23 protein-coding genes and 1 CRISPR repeat array are annotated in these 23,157 nt (G+C 59.9%); of the genes, 13 read left to right on the top strand and 10 right to left on the bottom strand.

Translation table 11 applies throughout. The annotated features are described in order from the left end of the window. Positions 1–93: 93 nt before the first annotated feature. The 3 genes from N2245_RS04135 (at position 94) to N2245_RS04125 (ending at position 1,880) form a co-directional block, all read left to right on the top strand. Positions 94–603: a copper chaperone PCu(A)C gene (locus tag N2245_RS04135; protein ID WP_494535472.1), complete on the top strand. Its 510-nt coding sequence runs from the start codon at positions 94–96 to the stop codon at positions 601–603. A gap of 115 nt (positions 604–718) precedes the next feature. Next, the gene (locus tag N2245_RS04130) at positions 719–1,378 is read left to right on the top strand and encodes an SCO family protein (RefSeq protein WP_494535471.1); all 660 of its coding nucleotides are present in this window, start codon (positions 719–721) and stop codon (positions 1,376–1,378) included. Beyond that, the gene (locus N2245_RS04125; RefSeq protein ID WP_494535470.1) at positions 1,353–1,880 is read left to right on the top strand and encodes a c-type cytochrome; all 528 of its coding nucleotides are present in this window, start codon (positions 1,353–1,355) and stop codon (positions 1,878–1,880) included. Before N2245_RS04130 ends, N2245_RS04125 begins: the two co-directional genes overlap by 26 nt. On the opposite strand, the gene N2245_RS04120 is transcribed toward N2245_RS04125, so the two are convergent. After that, complete coding sequence (locus tag N2245_RS04120) at positions 1,864–3,126, bottom strand: MFS transporter (RefSeq protein ID WP_494535469.1); 1,263 nt, start codon at positions 3,124–3,126, stop codon at positions 1,864–1,866. The genes N2245_RS04125 and N2245_RS04120 overlap by 17 nt on opposite strands. Before the next feature lie 466 nt (positions 3,127–3,592). Here N2245_RS04120 and N2245_RS04115 point away from each other — a divergent pair, with 466 nt between their 5' ends. The 3 genes from N2245_RS04115 (at position 3,593) to N2245_RS04105 (ending at position 9,018) form a co-directional block, all read left to right on the top strand. Beyond that, on the top strand, positions 3,593–6,997 hold the full coding sequence (locus N2245_RS04115; protein ID WP_494535468.1) for a C39 family peptidase: 3,405 nt from the start codon (positions 3,593–3,595) through the stop codon (positions 6,995–6,997). Positions 6,998–7,115: 118 nt separating this feature from the next. Then, positions 7,116–7,304 (top strand): hypothetical protein, encoded by a 189-nt coding sequence (locus N2245_RS04110; protein WP_494535467.1) that lies wholly within the window; start codon positions 7,116–7,118, stop codon positions 7,302–7,304. A gap of 520 nt (positions 7,305–7,824) precedes the next feature. After that, positions 7,825–8,280: a CRISPR direct-repeat array (repeat unit 29 nt; unit sequence ATCGTCCCCACACGCGTGGGGGTGAACCG). Between the two features lie 216 nt (positions 8,281–8,496). Continuing rightward, positions 8,497–9,018: a nucleotidyltransferase domain-containing protein gene (locus N2245_RS04105; protein ID WP_494535466.1), complete on the top strand. Its 522-nt coding sequence runs from the start codon at positions 8,497–8,499 to the stop codon at positions 9,016–9,018. Here the strand turns inward: N2245_RS04105 and N2245_RS04100 are convergent. The 5 genes from N2245_RS04100 to N2245_RS04080 form a co-directional block, all read right to left on the bottom strand. Beyond that, positions 8,962–9,642: an SdpI family protein gene (locus N2245_RS04100; protein WP_494535465.1), complete on the bottom strand. Its 681-nt coding sequence runs from the start codon at positions 9,640–9,642 to the stop codon at positions 8,962–8,964. The two genes, N2245_RS04105 and N2245_RS04100, sit on opposite strands and share 57 nt — an antisense overlap. Continuing rightward, the gene (locus tag N2245_RS04095; RefSeq protein WP_494535464.1) at positions 9,626–9,928 is read right to left on the bottom strand and encodes an autorepressor SdpR family transcription factor; all 303 of its coding nucleotides are present in this window, start codon (positions 9,926–9,928) and stop codon (positions 9,626–9,628) included. The genes N2245_RS04100 and N2245_RS04095 overlap by 17 nt, the downstream gene beginning before the upstream one ends. An 86-nt stretch (positions 9,929–10,014) precedes the next feature. Next, a complete protein-coding gene (locus N2245_RS04090; RefSeq protein ID WP_494535463.1) occupies positions 10,015–10,482 on the bottom strand; it encodes an NUDIX domain-containing protein in 468 nt (155 codons plus the stop codon). Beyond that, complete coding sequence (locus N2245_RS04085) at positions 10,479–11,900, bottom strand: CCA tRNA nucleotidyltransferase (protein ID WP_494535462.1); 1,422 nt, start codon at positions 11,898–11,900, stop codon at positions 10,479–10,481. Before N2245_RS04085 ends, N2245_RS04090 begins: the two co-directional genes overlap by 4 nt. A 378-nt stretch (positions 11,901–12,278) precedes the next feature. Beyond that, a complete protein-coding gene (locus N2245_RS04080; protein WP_494535461.1) occupies positions 12,279–15,278 on the bottom strand; it encodes an ATP-binding protein in 3,000 nt (999 codons plus the stop codon). Positions 15,279–15,951: 673 nt separating this feature from the next. Here N2245_RS04080 and N2245_RS04075 point away from each other — a divergent pair. From N2245_RS04075 to N2245_RS04050, 6 genes are all read left to right on the top strand, one after another. Further along, the gene (locus N2245_RS04075) at positions 15,952–16,512 is read left to right on the top strand and encodes a dihydrofolate reductase family protein (RefSeq protein WP_494535460.1); all 561 of its coding nucleotides are present in this window, start codon (positions 15,952–15,954) and stop codon (positions 16,510–16,512) included. A gap of 210 nt (positions 16,513–16,722) precedes the next feature. Next, on the top strand, positions 16,723–17,160 hold the full coding sequence (locus N2245_RS04070; RefSeq protein ID WP_494535459.1) for a VOC family protein: 438 nt from the start codon (positions 16,723–16,725) through the stop codon (positions 17,158–17,160). Between the two features lie 60 nt (positions 17,161–17,220). Then, positions 17,221–17,820, top strand: a complete 600-nt coding sequence (locus N2245_RS04065) for a dihydrofolate reductase family protein (protein ID WP_494535458.1) — start codon at positions 17,221–17,223, stop codon at positions 17,818–17,820. A gap of 147 nt (positions 17,821–17,967) precedes the next feature. Continuing rightward, the gene (locus tag N2245_RS04060) at positions 17,968–18,519 is read left to right on the top strand and encodes a hypothetical protein (RefSeq protein WP_494535457.1); all 552 of its coding nucleotides are present in this window, start codon (positions 17,968–17,970) and stop codon (positions 18,517–18,519) included. Between the two features lie 2 nt (positions 18,520–18,521). Beyond that, positions 18,522–19,004, top strand: a complete 483-nt coding sequence (locus N2245_RS04055; RefSeq protein ID WP_494535456.1) for a cupin domain-containing protein — start codon at positions 18,522–18,524, stop codon at positions 19,002–19,004. A gap of 108 nt (positions 19,005–19,112) precedes the next feature. After that, positions 19,113–19,454: a hypothetical protein gene (locus N2245_RS04050; RefSeq protein ID WP_494535455.1), complete on the top strand. Its 342-nt coding sequence runs from the start codon at positions 19,113–19,115 to the stop codon at positions 19,452–19,454. A gap of 126 nt (positions 19,455–19,580) precedes the next feature. On the opposite strand, the gene N2245_RS04045 is transcribed toward N2245_RS04050, so the two are convergent. Next, positions 19,581–20,612, bottom strand: coding sequence for an SH3 domain-containing protein (locus N2245_RS04045; protein WP_494535454.1), 1,032 nt, complete (start codon positions 20,610–20,612; stop codon positions 19,581–19,583). Between N2245_RS04045 and N2245_RS04040 the strand changes: the two genes are divergently transcribed. After that, positions 20,584–21,075 carry a hypothetical protein gene (locus tag N2245_RS04040; protein WP_494535453.1) on the top strand — a complete coding sequence of 164 codons (492 nt, stop codon included), beginning with the start codon at positions 20,584–20,586 and terminating at the stop codon, positions 21,073–21,075. The two genes, N2245_RS04045 and N2245_RS04040, sit on opposite strands and share 29 nt — an antisense overlap. 68 nt (positions 21,076–21,143) lie before the next feature. Here the strand turns inward: N2245_RS04040 and N2245_RS04035 are convergent, their stop codons facing one another. The 3 genes from N2245_RS04035 to N2245_RS04025 all read right to left on the bottom strand — a co-directional run. Then, the gene (locus N2245_RS04035; protein WP_494535452.1) at positions 21,144–21,464 is read right to left on the bottom strand and encodes a GlsB/YeaQ/YmgE family stress response membrane protein; all 321 of its coding nucleotides are present in this window, start codon (positions 21,462–21,464) and stop codon (positions 21,144–21,146) included. A gap of 66 nt (positions 21,465–21,530) precedes the next feature. Beyond that, positions 21,531–22,520: a DNA-3-methyladenine glycosylase family protein gene (locus N2245_RS04030; protein ID WP_494535451.1), complete on the bottom strand. Its 990-nt coding sequence runs from the start codon at positions 22,518–22,520 to the stop codon at positions 21,531–21,533. A 375-nt stretch (positions 22,521–22,895) separates the two neighbouring features. Next, positions 22,896–23,157, bottom strand: a 262-nt coding sequence (locus tag N2245_RS04025) for a hypothetical protein (protein ID WP_494535450.1), incomplete at its 5' end; no start/stop codon positions are given.

Genomic DNA, 23,157 nt, shown 5'->3' with positions numbered 1-23,157 from the left:
GACCCTTTGGCCAGGGACTTATTCCCACCCCAGTGGTAGACTGGTTCAGGTGCAGACGGGGCCTTGGACTCCCCCACGCAAGGAGTATCAACCATGCAGGAAATGCACCCCTACGAGAGCAAACACTGGCTTGCAAAGCACATCAAGCGCTTTGCTGTCCTTGGCACCTGTCTGATGCCCCTACTCCTCCTGCTGGCGGGCTGCAACAAGATGGCACAGGGCGGCCCGCCTCTCACCCCTGCTTCCGCGGGTATCTCTGTAAGTGGAGCTTGGGTACGAGTTGTACCGGGAGGTACGGGCTCGGCTTACATGACGATCACCAACTCCAGTGGGAAGGAGGATGCCTTGATGGGGGTCTCTACGGATGCCGCCTCGAGTGCGATGATCCACCGCACTGAGGTCAAGGGAGGCGTAGCATCTATGAGCATGGTTGATCGTCTTCCGATTCCAGCTAATGGTAAGGTAGAGCTATCGCCCGGAGGGTATCACATCATGCTCGAGGGTCTAAGGCAGCAGCTCTCTCCTGGAGATGAAGTGGTATTGCGCCTGCGCTTTGAACGTGCGGGGGAAGTCACGGTGCGGGCCGAGGTACGCAAGCAGTAGCTATCTTCGAGCAAGCGGAGCATGTTTGTAAGTGGTATAGTTACAGGGAAGCCCCCTCAGATAGATCACAGGCTTCCCGCTACGTTCGTAGCTAAGCTAGTAAAGGAGTATGTTCTTGCGTGTTCCCAAGATCATGTGGGCAGGTATCGTGATAGTGGCCCTCATGTGGGCAGGGCTGATAGCGTTGCTGGTTACACAAAGGATGCAGGGCAGCACTGGCCCATCTGGCAGCCAGCTGGCTGATATCCGTGCCAGCACTATTGGCTCTAACGGTGAGGGGACCAAGATAGATCCTCCTGCGCCTCTGAAAGACTTTACGCTGCCGTCGAGCAATGGTGGAAAGCTTTCGCTGCATGATCTGCGTGGAAAGTACGTGCTCTTGTTCTTTGGTTATACCCACTGTCCGGATCTGTGTCCTACTACCTTGGCACAGTTTCGTCAGATCAAGCAGCAGCTGGGCAGTAAGGCAAAAGATGTGAGCTTTGTGTTCGTCAGCGTCGATCCTGACCGTGATACCCCTGCTGTGTTGCGTAAGTATGTGCGATCTTTTGATCCCTCGTTTATAGGGCTCTCTGGAGACCCCAAGGTGCTCGATGCCATCAAAAGCGACTATGGCCTCTACTACCAGCTCAATAAGGACGAGGGCACTAACTACACCGTCAGTCATAGCTCAAACATCTACCTAATAGATGCAGAGGGGCGCCTGACCATGGTCTACAGCTATGGTACAAACACCGAGGTGATAATTCATGATCTGGAAAACATGCTCAGCTAGAATGACTAGGATCATCTCTCTGGGGGTACTCTCCTTGCTGCTTGCTGCTTGTGGTGGCGGAGGTGTGGCTACACTAGCGCCCTCCCCCTCTCCCACTCCACAGGCATCTGCTGGACAGGCAAATCCTACGCCTGTTCCTACCGTATCTGCATCTTCTCCCACGCCGGTGGCATCCAGCGGACAGGCAAGCCCTACTCCAGCTTCCAGCGCGGCGCTCATCGCCGAGGGAGAGAAGCTGGCGCGTAGTGCTGGATGCCTTTCATGCCATACCACTAATGGCAGGCCTCTTACTGGCCCTACCTGGAAGGGGCTCTACGGAAAGACTGTGGAGCTGACGAACGGCCAGAAGGTGAAAGCCGACGACAACTACATACGCCAGTCCATCCTCGATCCACAGTCGCAGGTCGTCAAGGGCTACAACCCTATAATGCCCTCTTATCAAGGCAGGCTGAGCGATGATCAGATCAAGGCAATCATCGCCTATATCAAGAGCCTGAAGTAGCAGTATCACGAGCGATCTCAGCCAGCTTCGGGGCCTCTCTCAGCGGTTTATAGAGCAAGGCAGCTATTGCAACTCCTGCCTGGGGGATGGTGATTATCAGGATGGTTAGTGTGGGACCTAGAACTCCCAGCATCCACCCTGTTATCGCCACTGATATTGGCTGCGAGCCAATAGTCAGCATCCGCCATACAGAGTTCACCCGTCCACGGAAGGCATCAGGGACAACGGTCATCCTGTAGCTGCCCTCCGTGACGTACAGCAGAGGAACCAACACCCAGCCCACTATATTCACCACTCCCAGCACCCACAGGTTAGGGGCAAAGGCGTAAGGAGGCCACGTAAGCACCCATACCCAGATCACTCCCAGCAGCATGGTGCCAAAGCGCAGCCTGGCGTGTAGCCAGGGAGTAACGAGCGCACCCAATATTCCCCCTACACCTCCAGTTGCAAACAATATACCCATTTCGAAGGGGGTGGCACCCAGCTTTTGTGCAAGCACTACCATGATCAGGGTATAGCCATAGCTGCAAAGGTCGATCGTGCCTACCACTCCCAGCAGGAAGCGCAGCATTGGCTCCTTCCACAGCCAGTGGATGCCATCGCGTACGTCATGCCAGATCTTATTCCCCGAAGTAACATGTGAATGCCCCTGCAGATGCCTGCGTACACCCATCAGCATAGCTCCGGATACGACGTAGGAGACTGCATCTACCAGGAAGGGTAATCCCCTCCCGAGTGTGTACAACAAGCCTCCAATGAGAGGTCCTACCATCTGGGAGCCTTGATCGGTCGTTGAAGCAGCCGATAGCGCCTGTGAGAGCTGCCTGCGATCTACTAGGTGGGGCAGTGCAGAGCTGTGCGCCAAGCTGAAGAACGTTGAGAGCGTACCGTCGATCATGGCTACCACTGCCAGATGCTGCCAACTTAGGCTTCCAACAGTAAATGCCAATGGTATGCTCCCTAGAGCTGCCGCCCTTCCAAGATCGCACAAGAGCATGATCCTGCGTCTGTCCAACCGATCCACCAAAGCACCAGCTGGTAGTGTGACCAGTAGGTACGGCAGCGTACCTAAGGCACTCACCAGCCCCGCGCGTGCTGGCGAACCCGTAACCGCGAGCACTAGGAGGGGGAAGGCGAACTGCGAGATCCGTGAACCCAACATCGATACGCTCTGTCCGACCCAGAGCAGCAGGAAATCCCGATTACGCCATATGCTGCCAACCACAGTATTACTAGACATAGCCATGCAGAAAGATACCTCCATAAAACTTCTGATAAGGGAAGCCTTATAGCGCCCAGCCCTTTGCGGCACTCGCTTGCCTGCGGGCCGAAGCCATACGGAGGTCATTAGTAGGTATTCCAAAGATAGGGGCATTAGAAGCACCACAAAGTACGCCCGGATAAGTGCTGGCGTCTTTCGAAGGTGCGCCTTTGACCACCGCCGCGCAGGCCTAGGCGCCGAACCTACACGGCAGAGTCAGCAGCTTGGATGAAGATAGGTCTAAGCTCGCAGAGATTCATGCGCTCATTATAATGTAGTCCCTATTCCCAAAGCAAACCAGCTTCCTATAGCTATACATGACTTTTGTCCTATTGCCTGTGCGTAAACGCTACATTACCCTGTAATGTGTAACATTTACGTATTTTTTACACTTTTGGGCCTACACATGCCTGAAGGCTAGTTGTTGTCTGGATTGGAGGGATGTCTGCTTATGGTGAGGGACAAATACTTGTCGTGCAGGAGAGCGCTTAGAGGTGTTTATCACCACAACCACCTCACGCGCATGTATCTGCTGTGGTTGTCGGCACTGCTATTGGCTGCGCTCCTTGTATTTGGACTGTACTCATCAGCCAATGCAGCGGGCGACTCACAGTCTCAGGCTGCAGCCACCGCTCAGAGCCTGATATCAAAGATCTCTGACAAGGTTGGTGGGGCATCCGTCGGCACTCCGCAGTTGGTTTACAATCCAGATGGCCGAACACCTGCCTACTACGTGGTTCCTATAGTTCGCGGTGGGGATGTAGTGGGTCTAGTAGGTGTCTCGCCTGACGGTGGCAAGTGGCAGTGGTATACCACCACTTACACTCCTACGAGCTTCCCGCAGACCAGCAGATCGCGCGCAGCATCCATGCTAGGCACCTCCTCAGCTTCATTGAGGCTTGTAGCTGGTAAGGACAACCGACTCTACTGGCAGTCTCCTGACGGAAGAGCTCTTGATGTTGACAGACCATCCAGACAGGGTACATCCGTAACACTGCAGGCACAGGGAGCTGGAGCGACCTATGATGCCAGGCCTGGTAAGTACTCTGAATTGGAAGTGCAGAAGGCCAAGCGCAGGGCTACGCTCTCCCCACAGAGCACCGAGGCCGACACAGGTAGCGGTACCCTTCCCATAAGGTATAACCTGGACGTTCCACATTACTACCAGAAGACCAACTACTATTGTGGCCCAGCATCCCTCGAGATGATCTTTGACCTGTACGGACCTGATATCAGCCAGGACGATATCGCTGCCGCCATGCCTGCCAAGAACTGGGGGAGCTGGAGCGGAGCTTACTCTGATGATCTGGTTAGGGCTGCCCGTTTCAGCTACATCAGCAAAGCGGTGCTGGATCCCAACCTGCAGGGGTACAAGCAGCGCCGGCTGGGATACGCCGCCGTACAATACTTCTGGTCTTACTATGGCACCAGCGATCCTGACTACCCCAACCGCTACCGTGACCTCAAGAGACTGATAGTAGCAGGCTACCCAGTCGTGGTCCTCACCTGGTATGATAGTCGGCACATCACCGGTCACTTCAGAGTGGTCAAAGGCTACGACGACTCGACCGATGAGTTCATAGTGCATGACCCCTGGTACACAGCCCCATACTATGGCCCGGACGTGCACTTCAACCAGGAGTTCTTTGTAGATAACCTCTGGACCAAGTTCAAGAGGTGGGCAGCCCTTATCACCCCATGGCAGGTGAGCGTCTCAGCTCCACGGACTGTGCAGGGTGGCAGCACTTTCAAGGTAACCGCCACAATAACCTACCCAGCCATAACACCGCTTACTGGCTGGGCACAGGTGAGCAACAGCGTTGCGACTATCCTGCTCCCCAGCGGATTCACTACTGATGATGTTACCCAGGGCTTGCCACAGGTAACCTACAGTGGTACCTCGCAAACTGTTACCTGGACCGTCACCGCTCCGGAAGATTTTGAAGGCCAGGCCAACATCCGGGTAACCGCAAAGGGCCTCATATCAAGCTCCAGCACGTCTTATCCCTCGTACAGTGACTGGATAGGTGGCATGGGCAGTGACACCATATATGTGAACCAGCCACCTGCGAGTGTATCTGTATCGCCTTCCAGTCTCAGATCCGGTCCAAACCAGTATCAGACGATACAAGCCACTTACTCGGATCCAGGCGGAGCTAGCACCATATCGCGTGCCATGATCCGCGTCAGTGACCCTGATAACCCATCCAACGACCTTCTGGCGGCATATGACACTGCCACTGGAAGGATCTCCTTGCTATCAACAGATGGCTCGTCGACCTTGTCGACGGCATCTGTTGGCTCCAACTATACGCTGCAGAGTTCTTATGGTTCGGTGGATCCCAGTAAAACTACGGTTAGCACATCAGGCAACCAGATGGTCATAACATGGACGGTCTCAAGACCAACTTCAGCTAGCGGGTCCACAAATGTTATCTACCTGCAGGCAAATGATAAGTATGGAGCCTCCAGTGGGTGGCAAAAGGAGGGTAGCTGGGTGCTCAACAGTCCAGCTACCGCAGTCTCGGTGGCCGAGTCAGGAGCGATCGTATCCCCAGGCAGGACGGTACAGATTCATACCACTTACAGCGACCCCGACGGTGCCAGCAACATACGTACTGCACAGCTACTCATAAATACTCAGCTTGCGGGTAGCGGCAGTGTGTGGGTAAGGTACGACACCGCCCAGAACGCGATGTACATTCGTAGCGGGGATAATACCTCCTGGGCTGGGCCCGTCACACCTGGTAGCAGTCAATCCAAGAGCAATGGTCGAGCAACGCTCCTGGGGGCAAGCAGTACTGTTTCAAGAAGTGGCAATACGCTATCTATCACCTGGGGTCTCAGCTTCGACCAGAGCTTCAGTGGCAAGCAATACGGCATCTACAGCGTTGCGGCTGATAATTACACCCCAGATAGTGCCCTTCCATGGCTAAGATTCGGCACCTATACGGTGGATGCCTCTCCGGCAGTAGGGAACATTAACCCTGGGAACGGTATCTCCAGCCCTGGTAGTAAGGTTTATTACACCGCCACCTACAGCGACCCCGATGGGGCCAGCAACATAGCCGATGCCAGGCTACTCATAGGCACGAGCACGAGTGATACGCGCGCAGTACAGCTTAGATACGATGCTAACAGCAACAAGCTGTACCTGAAGGACGACAACTCCTCTGCATGGTTTGGCGGTGTAGCTCCCGGCTCCTCCTCATCCGTGTCCAACAGCTTTGCAACGCTGCTCCCCAATCTGACGACCGTCTCCCGCAGCGGCAATACTCTGACCATCAAGTGGGCAATCAGCTACGGTACGGCGCTTAGTGGTAAACAATACAACACATACCTAATGGTACAGGATAACCTTGGACTTGGAGCATCTTGGCAGCGCGAGGGAACGTGGGTCGTCGATAGAGCACCCTATGTCGGCACTACATCACCTAGGGACTCAGGCACCAGCAGCAGGTCCTGGGTAACATTCAAGACTACCTGGTATGACCCCGATGGAGCGAGCAACATTCGGCGTGTCACGTTCTACATCAACTCCAGCCCATCGGGATACAAGGGACTAATGGCCAAGTATGAAGCCAACTCTAACAAGCTATGGCTCAAGAGCGCGGACGACTCCACATGGCTTGGGGGTGTGGCTCCTGGAGCTCCCGACCGCATACGCAATGGATACGTAAGCATAGATCCACCTCGAATCAAAGTTTCCAGCAGCGGGACACAGATGACGATCACATGGTACGTTTTCTTCACGCGCCAGATAGCTGGCAGGAACATGAATATCTACATGTCGATCGTTGACGATTTTGGGCGTGCCCAGTCGCCGGTAAAGATAGGCACCTGGTATGTAAGATAGCAAACAGCCTAGGACTGCCTGGGAGAGCGCTGAGTTCGCGCCCGCTCAGGCAGTCCACCTACCACCGGCCTAAGTTCTTCATGGATGGTGTGCCACCCAGAGGTGGGTAAGGGTATTTATGTCCATGGTCTCACACCCACAGAGCCATGCCTTGGTGCCATCCAGAGAGCGGGGGAACATATGGGCGCTCCAAGGCGTCCCCGAGCATCCTTCTGACTCCCTGCCACCACCGGAGAAGTGCACGCTGGGTTATGCTATAGGAGAGGGACATATGTTGGACCTTTGGGACTTTGAGGGCAGTAGGTGAGAGCATGTGGTGGTAAGAAGTGACGATATGACCTGGAACATGTGCCTAAGAGAGGGAGGGCAGGAGATGCAGGACTATGCCTGTGGACGGTTCTGCTCATCTTCCCGATTTCCCGGTCCCTTAACAATCGGGAAATCGGGAAAAACTCCTGCTTTAGGCAAGCGATCTCGCCACTCCCCTGGGACAGCGCCTCCCTGCAGCAAAGACGTAGCGCTCTCCCCGGAGGAAGCCATCAGCAGCCATCTGCTGACCTGGAAGCTGTCCCGGCCAGTCACTCCCAAATCCCGACCCGAGAGATTTCTATCAGAAGCGCTGCTGGAGTCATGGAGGCAGACGCTTCCTTCCCCTCTGGCTGCGGCAGAGAGTAGAGGGTAGAGCTTACCTTCTCGAGGGGACTGAGCAGAGTGCTCCTTGGGATGAAATTCTTGACGATATGAGAGGAGGGATGTAGGATAGGGTGGCGCGATACCAAACGGGGTATTTAAAATTAAACCCTAGGTAGAATGCGGAGTTAGCAAGTATCGTCCCCACACGCGTGGGGGTGAACCGTCCAGTGCGTCAGCTATCGCGTCCTGCGGCTTATCGTCCCCACACGCGTGGGGGTGAACCGTATGATCCCAAGTCCAGTGAGCCCATAGAGGTATCGTCCCCACACGCGTGGGGGTGAACCGACCCTGCACAGCGTCTGTAAATATTCTGCGAGATCGTCCCCACACGCGTGGGGGTGAACCGCGTGTCCTACACGCAGAGCGCGGAGATGGGGCATCGTCCCCACACGCGTGGGGGTGAACCGTACTACAAGCTTAGGGGGTGTCGCTATGAAGTATCGTCCCCACACGCGTGGGGGTGAACCGAAAACGAGTGGCATGAGCAGCTTCCCGCTGAGATCGTCCCCACACGCGTGGGGGTGAACCGTTCGCGGAGGTGCAGGTCGAGGGCTAGCCCTCATCGTCCCCACACGCGTGGGGGTGAACCGGGATCGGGAATTGGGGAAGATGCGCCGGGCAATATCTCAGGGCCCAGCGAGCCTCTGAAACGGGCTGCCCGGGATGCTTCCTCTATAAGGAACCGAAGGGTCATCTTGAAGCGTGCGTGTGGGGTACGTTCGTGGCCGCACGTGAGGGGGAACAACGAGCTATTGTGCTATAGTGGTCCCATGTGCGAGTGTGAAGATGAAGCCTTGGAGATCACGGTGGTACCCAGGAACAGGGGGCACTTTGAGCGCTTGATGGCAATGACCGCCGAGGTGCTCGAGGTGTGCCACACCCTGGGTGTGCGCCCTCTGCTGACAGGCAGCCTGGCGGTGATAGCCCATACGGGCGAGAGCTCCATTGAGGTGCACGATGTGGACCTTGCCTGCCACAAGGTGGATTTCCCGCGGCTGCGGGCGGCGCTGGAAGCAAGGGGAATGGCCTGCTCCGTGACCGACTGGCACGTGCTGCAGGTCCGCAGGGATGGCCTCAAGGTGGAGTTCGATGACGCGGAGTTCTGGCTGGCGGGCATCCCTGAGGATCGCGTGGTGGTACGCATCGCAGGGCATGAGGTGCCTGCCGTGGGGCTAGAGGCCCTGAAGGAGCTCTACAGGCGGGGACTGGTGGCCACGGCAGGAGTGGCAGCGGCCGCCGACAAGCACAGGGCGATACGCGAGAAGCTCAGGCTACTCCGGAGTTGTACTGATGGCGGAGAACCTCTCGGGGTCGCCTCGCCACACTAGGTAGGAGTAGAGCGTCAGCCAGATGATATCTGCCAACAGCAGTAGAATCGCCCCAAGCACTAGCCAGCCGTAGGGAGCTACCACACCCGCAATGGCTATCAGGAGGCCCAGCGGGGTCATCGTGAGCCCGGCCATCCTGTGCGTCTTCACCCAGGATCGCTTGCTGGCGAGCGTCCAGGGTGTGCGTACTCCTACGAACCAGTTGGGGCGGATCTTTCCCATCAGGTTGCCCAGCAAGGCGAACGTCAGCCCGAGGGTGATCGCCATCACCCGCACCATGTTGACCTCCACCCCCAGCGCCCACATCAGGACGACACAGTGGACTACCGCCATCATGAGGAGTATCGCTAGTCGGATGACGTAGTACGGCGTGGTGAACTGCCGGTAGTTGGCCCTGCCAGGGTCTATGTTTGGCAGCAGCGTCATCAATAGGTAGATCCCCAGTGCCACCGCTGGCAGGAGGAAAAGCCCCGGCAGCTTACCTGCGTACCCGTCCGGCCTGTCCGATATGTCCCAGTGGATGGGCACCCTCTGCGGGGCGAAGGGCCATGCGATGAGAGAGCCCACGAGCATGAGCGCTATGATCATCAGATGTGGCCAATCTCTCCTAACGGACACTACCATCTTTTGTCTCCTCCAACCTCTCGCCGACGTGCAGCAGGCGCATCACCGCTGCCAGAAGCTCCTCGTGCGCTGCAGTGTTCAGGCTGTAGACTATGCTCGTGCCGTTGCGCTCGGTAACCACCAACCCGGCATCCCTCAGCACGCCCAGGTGCTCGGAGATCGTGGAGGCCGGGCGGTCAAACGCCGCGACGATCTCCCCGGCGGTCATGTCCCGCTTCCCAAGCAGCCTGAGGATCTCCCTGCGCGTGGGGTCGGCCAGCGCCTTGAAGACTGTATCCATCGGCATATGGCAGATCCCTATTTTGTTGCATTATTTCGGCAATCTCCGAAATATCCGAGGTGATTATATACCCTCCGGTAGCGGGCTGCAAGCTAGCGCACGAAGATGCTGCCACCGAAGGCCACAGCGTCGCGGATGCGCTCGATGTGCGTCTGCGCGATGTTCTCCGGCAGATGCTCTAGGTCGAAGTAGGCGATCTCCAGCACCTCGGGGCCAGGCTTGAGCTGGCCGTACATGGGCTCGCAGAGGAAGCCGATGCTGACGACGTGGTACTTCCTGGCGCCGTTGTCGTAGGAGATGATGACGTTGGGATCGGAGTAGATGCCGAAGAGGTTGACGGGGCGCACGTGGACGCCTATCTCCTCCTCTAGCTCGCGCACCACGGCCTCCACCACGCGCTCGCCGGGCTCCACTCCACCACCTGGGAGAGCCCACCAGCCGTTGTCGGCCCTGCGGATGAGGAGGATGCGGCCCTGGGAGTCGAACAGCACGCCGGACACGGTCAGCCGGATGCTTGCTGTTCTGCCGATGCGTTCGCCGAAGATGAGTTCTGTGGTCATGTCTGCCTGGTCTCCGAAGATGATGTTAGGGTCTCGCTGCCGTACAGCTCTTGGTACTTCTCGCGCACGAGGCGCTCAGCGGTTTGCCGGTCGTCTGGGGCTAGCTCGCCCTCGATCACTAGGTCCAGCAGGTAGTTCTTTAGTGGCTTGATCCATGGACCGGGGCCACGGCCGAAGATGCGCATGAGGTCGTTGCCGTCCAGGGGTGGCCGCAGCTCGCGGATGGCGGCCTCCTCTTCAAGGCGCTGGATGCGCTCCCGCAGCTCCCGCACGCGCTGGACTCCTGCCTCCACCTTCTGGCGCCTGTAGGAGGTGATGTCGGCCTGGGAGAGCGCCAACAGCGGCTCCAGCTCGTCACCCGCCTCGCGCACGAGCCGGCGCACGGCCCCATCGGTCCACACCTCAGGGTCATAGCTGTTGGCTTGGGTGTGCATCCTGACCACCTTGGCGACGGCCTCGATCGTCTGCCTGTCGTAGTGCAGGCGCGAGAGGATCTCCTCGGCCATCTTTGCCCCAATCGTCTCGTGGTGGTCGAAGTGCACCTTGCCGTCGCGGATGCCGAAGGTGCGGGGCTTGGCGATGTCGTGCAGCAGCGCTGCCCAGCGGGTGACCAGGTCTGGCGGGGTGTTTCTGACCACCTTGAGGGTATGCAGGAAGATGTCCTTGTGCTTGCCGCCACCGGTGGATACCTGCTTGAGCTCTACGACCTCCGGGACTATGTACCGCATGAGGCCCAGGTCGACGAGCGCGGCTATGGCCACATCGGGTGCGGGGCCGGTGAGCATGCGGGTGAGCTCGTCGCGCACCCTCTCCACGCTGATCTTGCAGATCTGTGCGGCGTGCTTGCGGATGGCCTCGGCGGTGCGGGGCTCTATCTTGAAGCCCAGGTTGGCCGCAAACCGCACGGCCCGCATCAGCCGCAAGGGGTCATCCCGGAAGCGGGCGTCGGGATCGCCCACGGCGCGGATCACCCTGGCGTGCAGGTCCTCTACGCCGCCGAAGGGATCGATCAACCTCCCGCTGGGGATGTCCATGGCGATGGCGTTGACGGTGAAGTCCCTGCGCGACAGGTCCTCCTCCAGCGAGATACCGAAGGTCACCTCGGGCTTGCGGGAGTCGGGCGAGTACCACTCTCCCCTGTAGGTGGTGATCTCCACCCTGTAGGGACCGAACATGGCGCCGATCGTGCCGAAGCGCTCTCCCACGGTGTAGATGCTGTCCGGGCGGAGGGGCGCAAGCAGGCGCTTTATCTCCTCGGGATGCGCGGAAGTGGCGAAGTCCAGCTCCTGGACGTCCTTCCCCAGGAGGGAGTCGCGCACGTACCCGCCAACGGCGTACAGCTCATGTCCCGCATCGGTAAACTGCTTGTGTAGTCGGTAGACGAACTCTGGAAACTGCATATCAAGTAAAGGTAGCATTCAGGAACTTGGCAGGTCAAGCTTGTGCCACAAGGCAATTATACCCTCCTTGTGGGACTCTCGCCTGTGGGTGCTCCGGGGATCCGGCAGCTTGCCATCCAGGGGACGGGCTCGAGGTAGATATGAAGCCGGCCGATGGAGAAGTCAGCTTCTGGCGCCTACAGGACAAGTGCAAGCTCTGCTCGGGTAGCTGTATGTCCTCTTGGCTTTGGAGAGGGCTCTCGCCCGTGGTGTTGAGCAGGGTTAGCCTGGGATCGCTGGTGCCGTGGCGACCCTATGCCTCGGGCCGAAGGACTCGCAGTCTGAGCTCATACCCGAGGCGCTGGCACTTCCGTTACGGCTCTCTGCTTGGGCTGGAAGTTGCTAGCGCATAGGTCGTCAGCGGGAGGGAGTGCTCTCCAGCGCGTATGCCACCACTTCTCCCAAGGTCAGTTCCTGCCCCATCGTACACTCCAACAGGGCTCGAGTCTCCCCTAGCGCATTGGAGATCTCCAGGAGAGTGCTGTCGCGCATGGTGTGTTCCACGGGCGGCAAGGGCGCACCGATGGACTCGCGCATGGCCGAGGCAGCCCCGAGCAGCCGGGCTGCTCTGGTGGTCTCTTGTCGACGAGCCTCCGCAGCCGCCATCACCTCGAGGCACTCCGCGATATCGTGCAGATCGCCCATCTCCTGGAGCAGCCGCAGGCTGTCGCGGCACAGCTGTATGGCTCTGTCGCTGGCATTTTGGGTGACCGCCAGGCGCCCAAGGTTGTTGAGCACCACCGCTATCCCTGAGGCGTTGCCCAGCTGCTGGTAGAGGGTCAGCGCTTGCCCCAGCAGCTGGGCGGCGCGCTCGTGTGCCCCTGCGTGCAGCGCGACCAGCCCCAGGTTGTTCATCGTCACGGCCATCCCCTCCACGCTGCCGTGAGCCCGACGCAGCCGAAGGCACTCTGTCAGGTAGCCCTCCGCCTGGTGGTAATCCCCCTGATACAGCGCCACCAGCCCTAGCCTATTGAGGGAGATCGAGGTGCCTCGAGGGTCATCTGCCTCCCGCCAGCTTGCGAGCCCCTCCAGAAGCGCTGCCCTGGCATGATCGTAGCGTCCCTGGTCGAGAGCGATGAGTCCCAAATTGTTGAGCGCCAGCGCCACTCCGAGAGCATCGCCCATGGCCCGAGAGAGTCTTAGCTCCTGCTCGAAGTGGTCCCTGGCGACTGCGTACTCCCCCCGACTGCGGGAGATCATACCAGCGCCTGCAAGCAGGCGTGCCCGCAACTGGGGCGGCAGATCGCTGATCGCCAGGGCGGCACTCAGCCACTTCTGTGCCTCCTGCAGGCGTCCGCGGGTATCCCAGAACGGCCAGAGAAGGCTCACAAGCGCCGCCCCTAGGGAGGCATCCTCAGGGTCTGAGGCATCCAGTGCCCAGGACAGCACCGCCTGCAGGTTGGCGTACTCCCTGTCCAGCTCCGCCAGAGCTCTTACCTGGCGTTGCCCCCCAAGCTCTCCGCAGGACCTCTCGGCAAGCGAGATGTAGTACTGTGCGTGGCTTCGGCGCACCGGCTCTGCCTCGTCCACAGCCTGCAACAGGTGCAGGGCGTACCGACGTACCGGCTCGATCAGCCTGTAGCGTGTCCCCGGGGCTGCAGGCTCGGCGACCACCATCGATTTGTCGACCAACGAGGCGAACAGGGAGAGGGCTACCGGCAGGGGCAGGCCCGACACGGAGCTGATGGCCTGCAGGGTGCCACCGCCGACGAAGATGGCCATCGTCCGGAAGAGAGCGCGCTCAGCACCATCCAGGCGCTCGTAGCTCCAGTCCAGCGCGGCTCTCATCGTCTCATGGCGGGGCATCCTGCTCCCGCCCGGGAGCGTTCCCAGCGCTTCGTCCAGGTGCTCAGCAAGCTGCTCCACCGAGAGGAAGCTCACCTGCGCCGCGGCGATCTCCAGTGCCAGGGGCAGCCCTTCCAGGCGTTGGCAGATCTCGAGCACCTTGGCAGCGTTGGCCTCCGTCAACTCGAAGGTGGGAGCCCTCATACGCGCCCTCTGCACGAACAGCTGCACTGCCTCCGACGCGAGCAGATCTTCGGGCGGAGGTGCTTTCTCCTCTGAGAACAAGGACAACGCTGGCACCCTCCACACAACCTCTCCCTCCACCCTCAATGCCTGTCGGCTGGTGGCCAACACCCTGACGCCGCCGCACGCCACCAGCAGCTCCCTCACCAGTTCTGCGCAGGCTTCCACAAGGTGCTCGCAATTATCCAGCACGAGCAGCAGGACACGCGATCGCAGGGCTTCGACCAGGGCCTCCATCGGCGTCGTGTGCAGCTCCCTCACACCAAGTACGGAAGCCACGGCGTTGGGCACAAGCTCGGGAGAAGAGATCCCTGCCAGCTCCACCAGCCACACGCCATCGGGATAGGTCCCCACAAGCCTCCTGGCGACCTCCAATGCCAGCCGGGTTTTGCCACTACCGCCCACGCCCGTCAGCGTCAGCAGGCGAGCGCTGGCAAGCAGGCTCTCCAGCTCCTCGATCTCGCGCGTCCTGCCGACGAAGCTGGCAAGCTGCGAGGGCAGGTTGTGCGCTGGCGCCGACACCACGGGTGGCAACTCCCTTCCCAGGCGCCCTTGGAGGATCTCCTCTCGAAGGCGGATCGTGGAGTCCTGTGGAGATGCATCCAGCTCGCGGGCGAGGGCATCCCGTAGCACCTCGTACTGCCGCAGTGCCTCCTGCTGGCGTCCCAGCAGAGCGAGCAGCCGCATGCTCGCCGCGTGCGCAGCCTCCAGTGTGGGCTCTATCCTCACTGCCTGCCTCAGCACGTCCAGCGCATGGGCGTACTCCCCGCGGGACTCGTACAACCCAGCAAGCTCCATGTGCAGCTGCAGGTACATCTCCCGCAGCGCCCACCGGCGCTCCTCTACCCAGTCCTCATAACGGTCCTCCGGCAGGAGCTCGCCTGTGTATAGCGCCGTCGCCGAGAAGTAGCCGGCGGGATCACGCCCGCTGTGAGCAAGCCTTGCCGCATGCTCGAACTCCTCCACGTCTACCCTCACCGGAGCCAGCGGCGACAGCAGCAGCCATTCGCCATCGAAGCGCAGGAAGTGGAACTCCCTGGCACCAGGCTCCAGCACCCGCCGCGCCTTCCCAAGCACGTAATGCAGATTATTTATCCCTGCCTCAAGGCCCAGGTCAGGCCACAGCAGGTCCACCACCTGCTCGCGGTGCAGGCGATGCCCCCGGGCGAGCGCCAGCAGCTTGATGAGCATCGAGCTCTTCCGCAGCCTCCACGCCGAGCGGTCGACCACCCTCGAGCCCACCGACACTCGGAACCCTCCGAGCAGCTGGATGTACAGAGCCTGCGCCACCTCCGTCCCTGCTAATGTCCCGCTGCCTGCATCCTCCATCGGTCTCCCCTGATATCATTATATGCGTTTTTGCACCAGCCGGTTACGGCATCGCAACACCCGGGCTTTATCCAGCCGAGTCCCACAAACTACACCCCCTGCCTCACACCGGGAACACCCCGATTGCGATTGGTGGTCCTGAGGGGCCAGCGATCGCAAGGCGTACAAGCGCGGCCTGCTGAGCATGCGGTCGGGCTGAGACAAGGAATATGACCAATTGTTCAAAAATGTATTGCAAAAGGCTTGTTGGTGGGATATAGTTGAACTATCGTCGGGGCACAAAGCGCTAACGGCGACAAGGGGGCAAAGTGGGGATCCTAAGGGCATACAGGCGGCAGCGCATCCCGTGTTACAGGTCAGCCTTCAGACGCGACCGAAATGGCTAGCCTGATGGATTTACGGGTGGAGGATCCCCTAACCATGTGGGCGGAGCAGGGGCGCTTGGGCGGCCAACGACGCATCTCCTGCCTGAACAGGGCAAGCCAACGCGCATCCTCGCGGGAACGCCGCACAAGGCCATGGTCTCGCTGCGCCAAGCTTGTACCGACATCGGTACTGTCTTTATGGGCACGCGCTCCCTCTTGGGCACGGCAAGATGAGGTCTGTGCGGGCGGATGGCGAGAATCCAATCATGGTTAGATCTTAGTCCAATCGGGAGAAGGAATTCGCAACTATGGGACTTTTGACTTTTGGCATCAATATCACCCTCGACGGTTGCGTCGACCACCGGGAGGGGATCGCAGACGAGGAGACACATACCTTCTTCACCCACCTGATGGACGAGGCTGGGGCGATGCTGTGGGGCCGCGTCACCTACGAGATGATGGAGAGCTACTGGCCGGTAGTCGCCCGTGGTGACGTGGATGCACCGCCAGCGATCCGCGAATGGGCGGTCAAGCTGGAGGCTAAGCCGAAGTACGTGGTGTCGTCTCTGCGAAAGGACTTTCGTTGGAACAATACCCCTCACATCACTGGTGACCTTCGCACGGAGGTGCAGAAACTGAAGGATGCGACTCCGGCCGGTGTGCTCCTCGGTAGTGGCAAACTCGCCACCGAGCTAGACCGGCTGGATCTGATCGACGAGTATGTGTTCCTCATCCATCCCAGGATCGCTGGCCACGGCCCGACTCTATACCAGAGTGGGCTGCCTAGCACACGACGACTCGAACTGGTCTCCGTAAAACCGCTCCGTAACGGCACGGTTGCCATGCACTACCGGCGTGAGCGCAGCTAAAATTCACCCAAGTCGACACCGCTTCACGGCGCATTCGCTTGTTGAAAAGGAGAATCATGGTTAAGGCAGGTGACATTCTGGACCTTAGTCCGATAAGGCAAGATCGTCGAGCACTGGGGAGTGCCGGATCGCTTTCACCAACTGGCACAACTTGGCCTGTTACCCAGGCCGCCGCAGTAGGTCAGAAGCCTCATCACGCAAGGAGAAGTCATGACAGTCAAACGTATGGACAACGTCGGCATCGTGGTGGAAGACCTCGACACCGCCATTGAGTTCTTCACCAAACTCGGCCTGACCCTAGAAGGCCGCATGCTCATCACGGATGAATGGGCCGGCCGTGTCACCGGAGTGCGCGACCAGCGTGTCGAGATCGCCATGATGCGCACCCCCGACGGCCACGGGCGGATCGAGCTCTCGCGGTTCGAAGCCCCCGCCATCGCGTCCGATCACCGCACAGCCCCCGTGAACTCGTTGGGTTACCTACGCGTTATGTTCACTGTCGAGGACCTCGACGACACCCTCTCCCGGCTCAGCAAGCTCGGCGCGATGGTGGTCGATGAAGTCGTTAACTACGAAGACGTCTACCGGCTCTGCTACATCCGGGGGCCCGAAGGAATCCTCATTGGGCTGGCTGAGCAACTCACGTAGATGGCAAGGGAGCGCCCCCCATAGCACAGTTTCTGCTTCTCACACAGTAAGGGGATTACAATGTCAAAGTTGATCGCAATCATGTCTATGTCGCTTGATGGCTACGTCGCCGACAGCAACGGCGGCTTGGCAGAGGTGATGGGCTGGTACATGGCCTCGGGGGACACCGAAGTGCAGACCGGGGGTTCGGATCCCATGAGGCTCAAGATGTCTGAAGCGAGCGCCAGGCAGTACCTTGATCTCACATCGGAGCTTGGTGCTGTGCTCACAGGGCGGCGTACGTTCGAGACTGCTGATGGCTGGGGCGGGAATCACGCCTGGGGACCAGCGTTCGTCCTGACCCACCACATCCCCGCCGGATGGCCGCGCCCCAACTCCACGGTGCACTTCGTGACCGACGGCATCGAGAGCGCCGTGAGGCAAGCCAAGGCGGCTGCTGCCGGTAAGTCCGTGGGGGTGCACGGTGCTGAAGTTATCCAACAGTTGTTGAACGCTGGCTTGCTCGACGAGCTCCACATCGATCTTGTGGCGGTGCTGCTTGGCGGCGGAGTAAGGCTCTTCGACCACCTCGCCAACACTCCAATCCATCTGGGCGACCCGATAGTGACGCCAGGCAACGGAGTCACACACCTGCACTATACAGTGGGCAAGAAGAGGTGAAGGGTACTAGAGCGGTGAGCAAGCTGTGCCCCAAGACCTCAGGTAGCTGCCTGTGCACGGCTCTACGCTGTCACACCCTCTGGCTTACCCATGAAGAACCGGAGGATGTCCTAGGATGCAGAAGTCTTATAAGTTGGAGTTTTGAAGATGTCTACGGATTCAAACGACCCTATGTTGAGAGTGCTGTGGTCTCCTGAGCCTAACGCCGAGCACAGGGAGAAGCTGATGCAGTTTGCTCCTCTGATCGGCAGCTGGGACCTCGATGTGATCTACTACGATGAGTTGGGGCAGGTCAAGCGCCGAACTCCAGGGGAATGGCATTTTGGCTGGGTGCTCGAGGGACGCGCCGTCGAGGATGTGTGGATCGTACCCCCACGCTCACAGAGGCCCTCCGAGGGTCCGGCAGTTGGAGAGTACGGCGTCACCTTGAGGTTCTACGATCCCAGGATCGATGCCTGGCGCTCTACCTGGCACGGTCCCGTGAACGGTATTGTTTGGTCCTTCCTTGCGCGCCAGGTCGGTGATGAGCTCGTCCTGGAGCGCACCCAGGAAGACGGTAGCCTTACCCGCTGGATATTCAGCGAGATAGAGCAGGAGTCCTTCCACTGGCGTGCAGTGGTATCGACCGATCAGGGGTGTACCTGGCGCTTGGAGCAGGAAATGTTTGCCAAGCGCAGGACCCAAGAAGGAGGTGAGTAGCCGTGTCGCAGCAGGATCCGGGCACCACACATACCCCAGCGTTGTTCGTCATGGCGGGGCAGGACCGCTTTGGCGAGCATAGAGGGCTCGGCATCAGCAGGATTGATTTCAAAGTGGTTCCTCAGGATAGTGAGGGAGTGTTAGTGTTGGAGAACATCTTTCATGCTCCTGGCGGCCCAGCTCGCCATCTGCATTATGAGCAGGACGAGTGGTTCTACGCGCTCGAGGGTGAGTTTCTCTTCGAGGTGGGTCCGGAGCGTCTCACACTTCAACCAGGCGATTCGCTCCTGGCGCCCCGTGGCGTGCCACACGTCTGGGCACATGTTGGTGCGGTCACGGGCCGGATCCTGGTGGCGTTCATGCCTGCAGGCAGCATGGAAGCCTTCTTCCGCGAGGTCACCCGCGAGAACGCTATGCCGCCGCAGGACCCGGAGCTATGGCGACGGCATGGTATGGAGCTCGTTGGGCCACCTCTTAGGATCTGATTAGCTGCAGGCAGGCAAGGGTTAGAAGCGACCCTTCAGCCCGGGTAGGATGTCATATGGCATCCATCTTGCCACTAGGAAGGAGTACGCTACTACAGGAGGAAGTCGATGAGAGACGATACATCCAGCGGGTTGGGCGAAGCCGGCAGGGGCAGCAGTCCGGGCACAGGGCCACACTCCGGCCAGATCGCAGGCTACGGCCAAGGCAGCGACGCCGACGTAGGTCGCAGAGGGGAATCCCCAGGGGATGCCACCTCCAGCCCTGGTGACGACCCTGGCACCGGCATGGGGGACGACCAAGGGATGAATCCCCACCAGCCGCCTGAGGACCCCAACCGTGGGGTGGTCGACCGAGCCGCCGAGGAGAAGGAGATCCGGAAGGATCAGGAGGAAGCCCTCGAGCAGGTGCCCAACGATCGCGAAGGCACCACCCCGGGCTACACACCATAGCACCCTCGCAAGTGCCTCACTCCCTTTTTCCCGATTTCCCGGTCCCTTAAGAATCGGGAAATCGGGAAAAACTTCCCGGGAGTGCCCCCAGCCCCATGGGAGGGGTGGGGGCGGGGCATGGGCTCGTCAGGCGAATATGAGGAGGTCTGGTGGGGCGTGCATCCGGATGCCTCCGGGCACGGGGGCGTACCCAAAGACCTGGCGCATCGTCATCAGGGGTGTGTCGAAGTGCCCCTCGGTGGTGGATGGTCCCTCGGGGAACAGCTTGATGCCCCTGTAGCGGATGAATGGGTAGCGCGAGCTGTCGGTGAAGATGTTGTACTTGAAGGTCTTGATGTAGGGCGCGCCTAGCCCGTCGGCGTCGATGATGAGGTCCACCTCGGGGTACAGCTTTATGGCGTCCTTGTTCTGGATCATCGACTCTAGGAACTGGTGCACGATCAGCACCTTCTTGTGTGGCAGGCCCTCGCGCCGGACGTAGTCGTTGAGCATCTGCTGGACGGCGTTGACCTGGGCCCCGTCGATCGATCCTACGGGGATGCCCGGACGGTCGTGTCCGGGTACCACGTGGAACTCGGGGTCCAGCGCTACCTGGACGTTGTCGTACTTGAGGTAGCCCTTATCGATCATGCGCTGCACCTGCTCGACGGGGTTGGAGCTGCCCAGCTGCGTATCAAGCACCACCAGCCAGCCACGCTCCTGGGCGGGCTTGATGTACGTGTTGACGATGTCCACGCCCGTGTCGTCCAGGTACGACAGGCAGTCGCCGTCGCCCCAGCAGGGCACGGCCATCGCGTAGATAAGGTGTATCTCGGGACGCACTCGCTTGTCGCCTATGTAGGGCCGCATCTGCGACTCGAAGCGCTGGACGTCGCGCGCCATGTCGTCCATGCTGCGGTAGAGGCCGACGCGCCCCAGGATGGGCGCCACCCCAAATGACCGGCCATACATTCCCAGCAGGATGGTATTCTCCATCCAGGATGCAGCCCTTCCCTTGGGCGCCTGTATGGTGGGCGCGGGCTTGGGAGGCTGTGGCTCCTCATCGGTGAGCAGGCTGGCGTAGGCATACCCTATGTGTCCCTCATAGTTCACCTTGTACCAGGATTCTCCGTCGACCGAGACCTGGCAGATGGCACGCACCTGCGCCCCTGGCGGCATCGTAAGCAGGATGTCGGCCTCGGTGCTTGGCCCCGACCTCAGGTTGAGGCCGCCGTCGGCGGTGACGAATAGCGCCCGGCCTTTGGCCGGCTGGCACCCTGACTGCTTGCCACCGGTGGATCTGGTGGGCGTTGGAGTAGGGGCCTGGGTAGGCACTGGAGTTGGGCTGGGTGCAGCGGTCGCAGTGGGCGATGGCGCTGGGCTATCGCTGGATGCTGCCGTGGGCGAGGGTGAGGGGGCCATCGGCTCTGTGGGCGTCGGCGAGGGCTGCCCTACCGAAGCCTCGGGCGTGGGCTGCCCCGCTGGAGAGCCCTGGGGGCTACTCGTGAGGGTAGGGTCGGGCGAGCTGCCGACCTTCTGGGTAGGTGATCCTCCACTGCCGCCACAGGCTACCAGCAGCAGGCACAACAACACGAGCACGGAAAGTCTACGGGACATATTCACTCCTCATTGCGACTACTAGCCGGCAGGCAGGACCCACCGGCGCTAACATATATAACGCTCTCGTGGTGGACAAAGTTACAGGACTCTCTACACACGCCTTCTCTGGCCGATCCACTCGATGAGGAAAGCCAGGATGATCGCGCCCACCAGCGCCGGGATGACGCTGATCCCACCTATCTCCGGTCCCAAGTTCCCCAGCAGCAGACCACCGATGAGGCTGCCAAGCAGTCCCGCGGCGATGGCGCCCAGCCAACCGTAGGGCAGCTCTCCGGGGACTATCAAGTCGGCGATCCAGCCCACGATGCCTGCAACGATCAGGGTGAAGATCAGGCCGATCAGGCTGCTGGCGATGAGGATGATCACCGCGAACACGATCAGCGCTATGATGAGCAAGACTACCAGTGGCATATACCTCTCCTTATACCCTTGATGCGTTCCAAAACCATCTTTGCAAGAAGGGTACCAAAATCTTGGTCAGCTATCTACGTCCCTGGGCGCCTGCAGGTGCAGCCACCACAACCATGCTCCCCATGCCCTCCAGGGACTCCACGCCGCGGAGATCTCCCTCACCTCTGCCTCCGTAGCCACCCTGCCACCTAGATAGTGCTGGCCGATAATGGCCCGCAGCCCCAGGTCCGCCGCAGGGAGCACATCAGCCTTTCCCAGGCCGCGCATGAGGACGTACTCCGCAGTCCACCTGCCGACGCCCAGGAATCGCACGAGCTCCCCGATCGCCTCCTCCACGGGCAGCGCGCCGAGCGCCCGCAGGTCCAGCTCCCCCAGGGACACCGCCCTTGCCAGCCCCAGTATGTAGCGGGCCTTCTGCCGGCTGAATTGGTTGTCCTTCAGCAGGCACTCCGACAGCTCGGCGATCCTCCACGCCGGCGGGAAGACCCAGTACTGCTCTCCATCTACCTCCAGGATGTCCCCACACAGCTCCACCAGACGGGCCTTCAGCTTGCGTGCGAACGCCACATTCACCTGTTGGCCGATGATCGCCCAAATCAGCGCCTCCAGAGGGTCAGCAATGAGCACCGGCCGCGCCCAGAGGTATTCTGCCATCACCCTCCCTAGCACCTGATCCCTAAGTGGTACGTCCCGGTAGAAGGGCGCAGGATCCTCTTCCAGCACGAAGATGCGCCTTACCTCGGCCTCGGCAGCCGCCACGGTCGCATCGTCCAGAGCATCTCCCCAGAGGGTCGCCCGCACGCACTGGCCTTCCTGCCGCACCTGCAGCAGCACCACATTTTCATTAATATAGAGGGCTCGCCTGCAGGCGTCCTGCGTCACCTTCTCCAGCACCGCCGAGGGCGAAGTGCGCAGGTACAGCAACGAGTGGGCCAGCCGCAGGGGCCCGCGGGGGACAATCTGCCTCTCGACCCGCATCTCACCTCCAGGGAACTCAATATCTGTGCCGCCTCCTATTATGCCGGATACCCACCTTACCGCACACCCCCCGACCATGTCCTTCCCCAGGATCCTCTGTACCTAAGCCCAGGGAGCCCCCTCAGATGTGCGCCTGCTACCTCCTCTGCCCTGTGAAGTGAGGGTCATGAGATCTTCCCGATTTCCCGATTCTTAAGGGACCGGGAAATCGGGAAAACTTTGGGAAGTTACAAAAGAAGGATAGTGGCACTCGAATCAAACTCAGGACCAAAGCCGGGCATTTGGCAAGTATTGCTCCCACATGTGGTGGAGCTGCATCTATTTGTGTATACTTCTATAGACTTATAATATATTACGGTATAGACCCGGAGGCTGTTGAGCGGCGATCCTTATGGGACCATCGCCAAGGCAATAAGGGACTTAGGATCTGAGTCGTCCCGATTATAGGGTCAATCAAACCGTAAAGGGAGGAAAGATGTCAACGCTTAGAATCATGTGTCTACCCCTAGTGATCTTGCTCCTCGTGGCCTGCGGAGGAGAGACTTCTACTCCCACGCCGGTCCAGCAGGCCGCAGCCAGCCCCACGCCCACCGTGGCCCCTACCCCAACGCCCACCATGGCCCCTACCCCAACGCCCACCCAGCCACCTAGGCCGACGCCCACCCAGCCACCTAGGCCGACGCCCACGCCGACGAAGAGGCCCGAACCAAAGCCC

The organism is Thermobaculum sp. T2p (assembly GCF_059335935.1).
The sequence above is the reverse complement of the archived record's forward strand: the minus strand, read 5'-3'. Positions and strand labels throughout refer to the sequence as shown.

Excerpts from the sequence above, each read along its gene's own strand:
- N2245_RS04125 (WP_494535470.1), top strand. The coding sequence starts at position 1,353 with ATGATCTGGAAAACATGCTCAGCTAGAATGACTAGGATCATCTCTCTG.
- N2245_RS04095 (WP_494535464.1), bottom strand. The coding sequence starts at position 9,928 with ATGCCGATGGATACAGTCTTCAAGGCGCTGGCCGACCCCACGCGCAGG.
- N2245_RS04040 (WP_494535453.1), top strand. The coding sequence starts at position 20,584 with ATGGCACGCACCTGCGCCCCTGGCGGCATCGTAAGCAGGATGTCGGCC.
- N2245_RS04115 (WP_494535468.1), top strand. The coding sequence starts at position 3,593 with ATGGTGAGGGACAAATACTTGTCGTGCAGGAGAGCGCTTAGAGGTGTT.
- N2245_RS04110 (WP_494535467.1), top strand. The coding sequence starts at position 7,116 with ATGTCCATGGTCTCACACCCACAGAGCCATGCCTTGGTGCCATCCAGA.
- N2245_RS04075 (WP_494535460.1), top strand. The coding sequence starts at position 15,952 with ATGGGACTTTTGACTTTTGGCATCAATATCACCCTCGACGGTTGCGTC.
- N2245_RS04035 (WP_494535452.1), bottom strand. The coding sequence starts at position 21,464 with ATGCCACTGGTAGTCTTGCTCATCATAGCGCTGATCGTGTTCGCGGTG.
- N2245_RS04050 (WP_494535455.1), top strand. The coding sequence starts at position 19,113 with ATGAGAGACGATACATCCAGCGGGTTGGGCGAAGCCGGCAGGGGCAGC.
- N2245_RS04085 (WP_494535462.1), bottom strand. The coding sequence starts at position 11,900 with ATGCTACCTTTACTTGATATGCAGTTTCCAGAGTTCGTCTACCGACTA.
- N2245_RS04070 (WP_494535459.1), top strand. The coding sequence starts at position 16,723 with ATGACAGTCAAACGTATGGACAACGTCGGCATCGTGGTGGAAGACCTC.
- N2245_RS04090 (WP_494535463.1), bottom strand. The coding sequence starts at position 10,482 with ATGACCACAGAACTCATCTTCGGCGAACGCATCGGCAGAACAGCAAGC.
- N2245_RS04135 (WP_494535472.1), top strand. The coding sequence starts at position 94 with ATGCAGGAAATGCACCCCTACGAGAGCAAACACTGGCTTGCAAAGCAC.
- N2245_RS04080 (WP_494535461.1), bottom strand. The coding sequence starts at position 15,278 with ATGGAGGATGCAGGCAGCGGGACATTAGCAGGGACGGAGGTGGCGCAG.
- N2245_RS04120 (WP_494535469.1), bottom strand. The coding sequence starts at position 3,126 with ATGGCTATGTCTAGTAATACTGTGGTTGGCAGCATATGGCGTAATCGG.
- N2245_RS04060 (WP_494535457.1), top strand. The coding sequence starts at position 17,968 with ATGTCTACGGATTCAAACGACCCTATGTTGAGAGTGCTGTGGTCTCCT.
- N2245_RS04045 (WP_494535454.1), bottom strand. The coding sequence starts at position 20,612 with ATGCCGCCAGGGGCGCAGGTGCGTGCCATCTGCCAGGTCTCGGTCGAC.
- N2245_RS04100 (WP_494535465.1), bottom strand. The coding sequence starts at position 9,642 with ATGGTAGTGTCCGTTAGGAGAGATTGGCCACATCTGATGATCATAGCG.
- N2245_RS04030 (WP_494535451.1), bottom strand. The coding sequence starts at position 22,520 with ATGGTCGGGGGGTGTGCGGTAAGGTGGGTATCCGGCATAATAGGAGGC.
- N2245_RS04065 (WP_494535458.1), top strand. The coding sequence starts at position 17,221 with ATGTCAAAGTTGATCGCAATCATGTCTATGTCGCTTGATGGCTACGTC.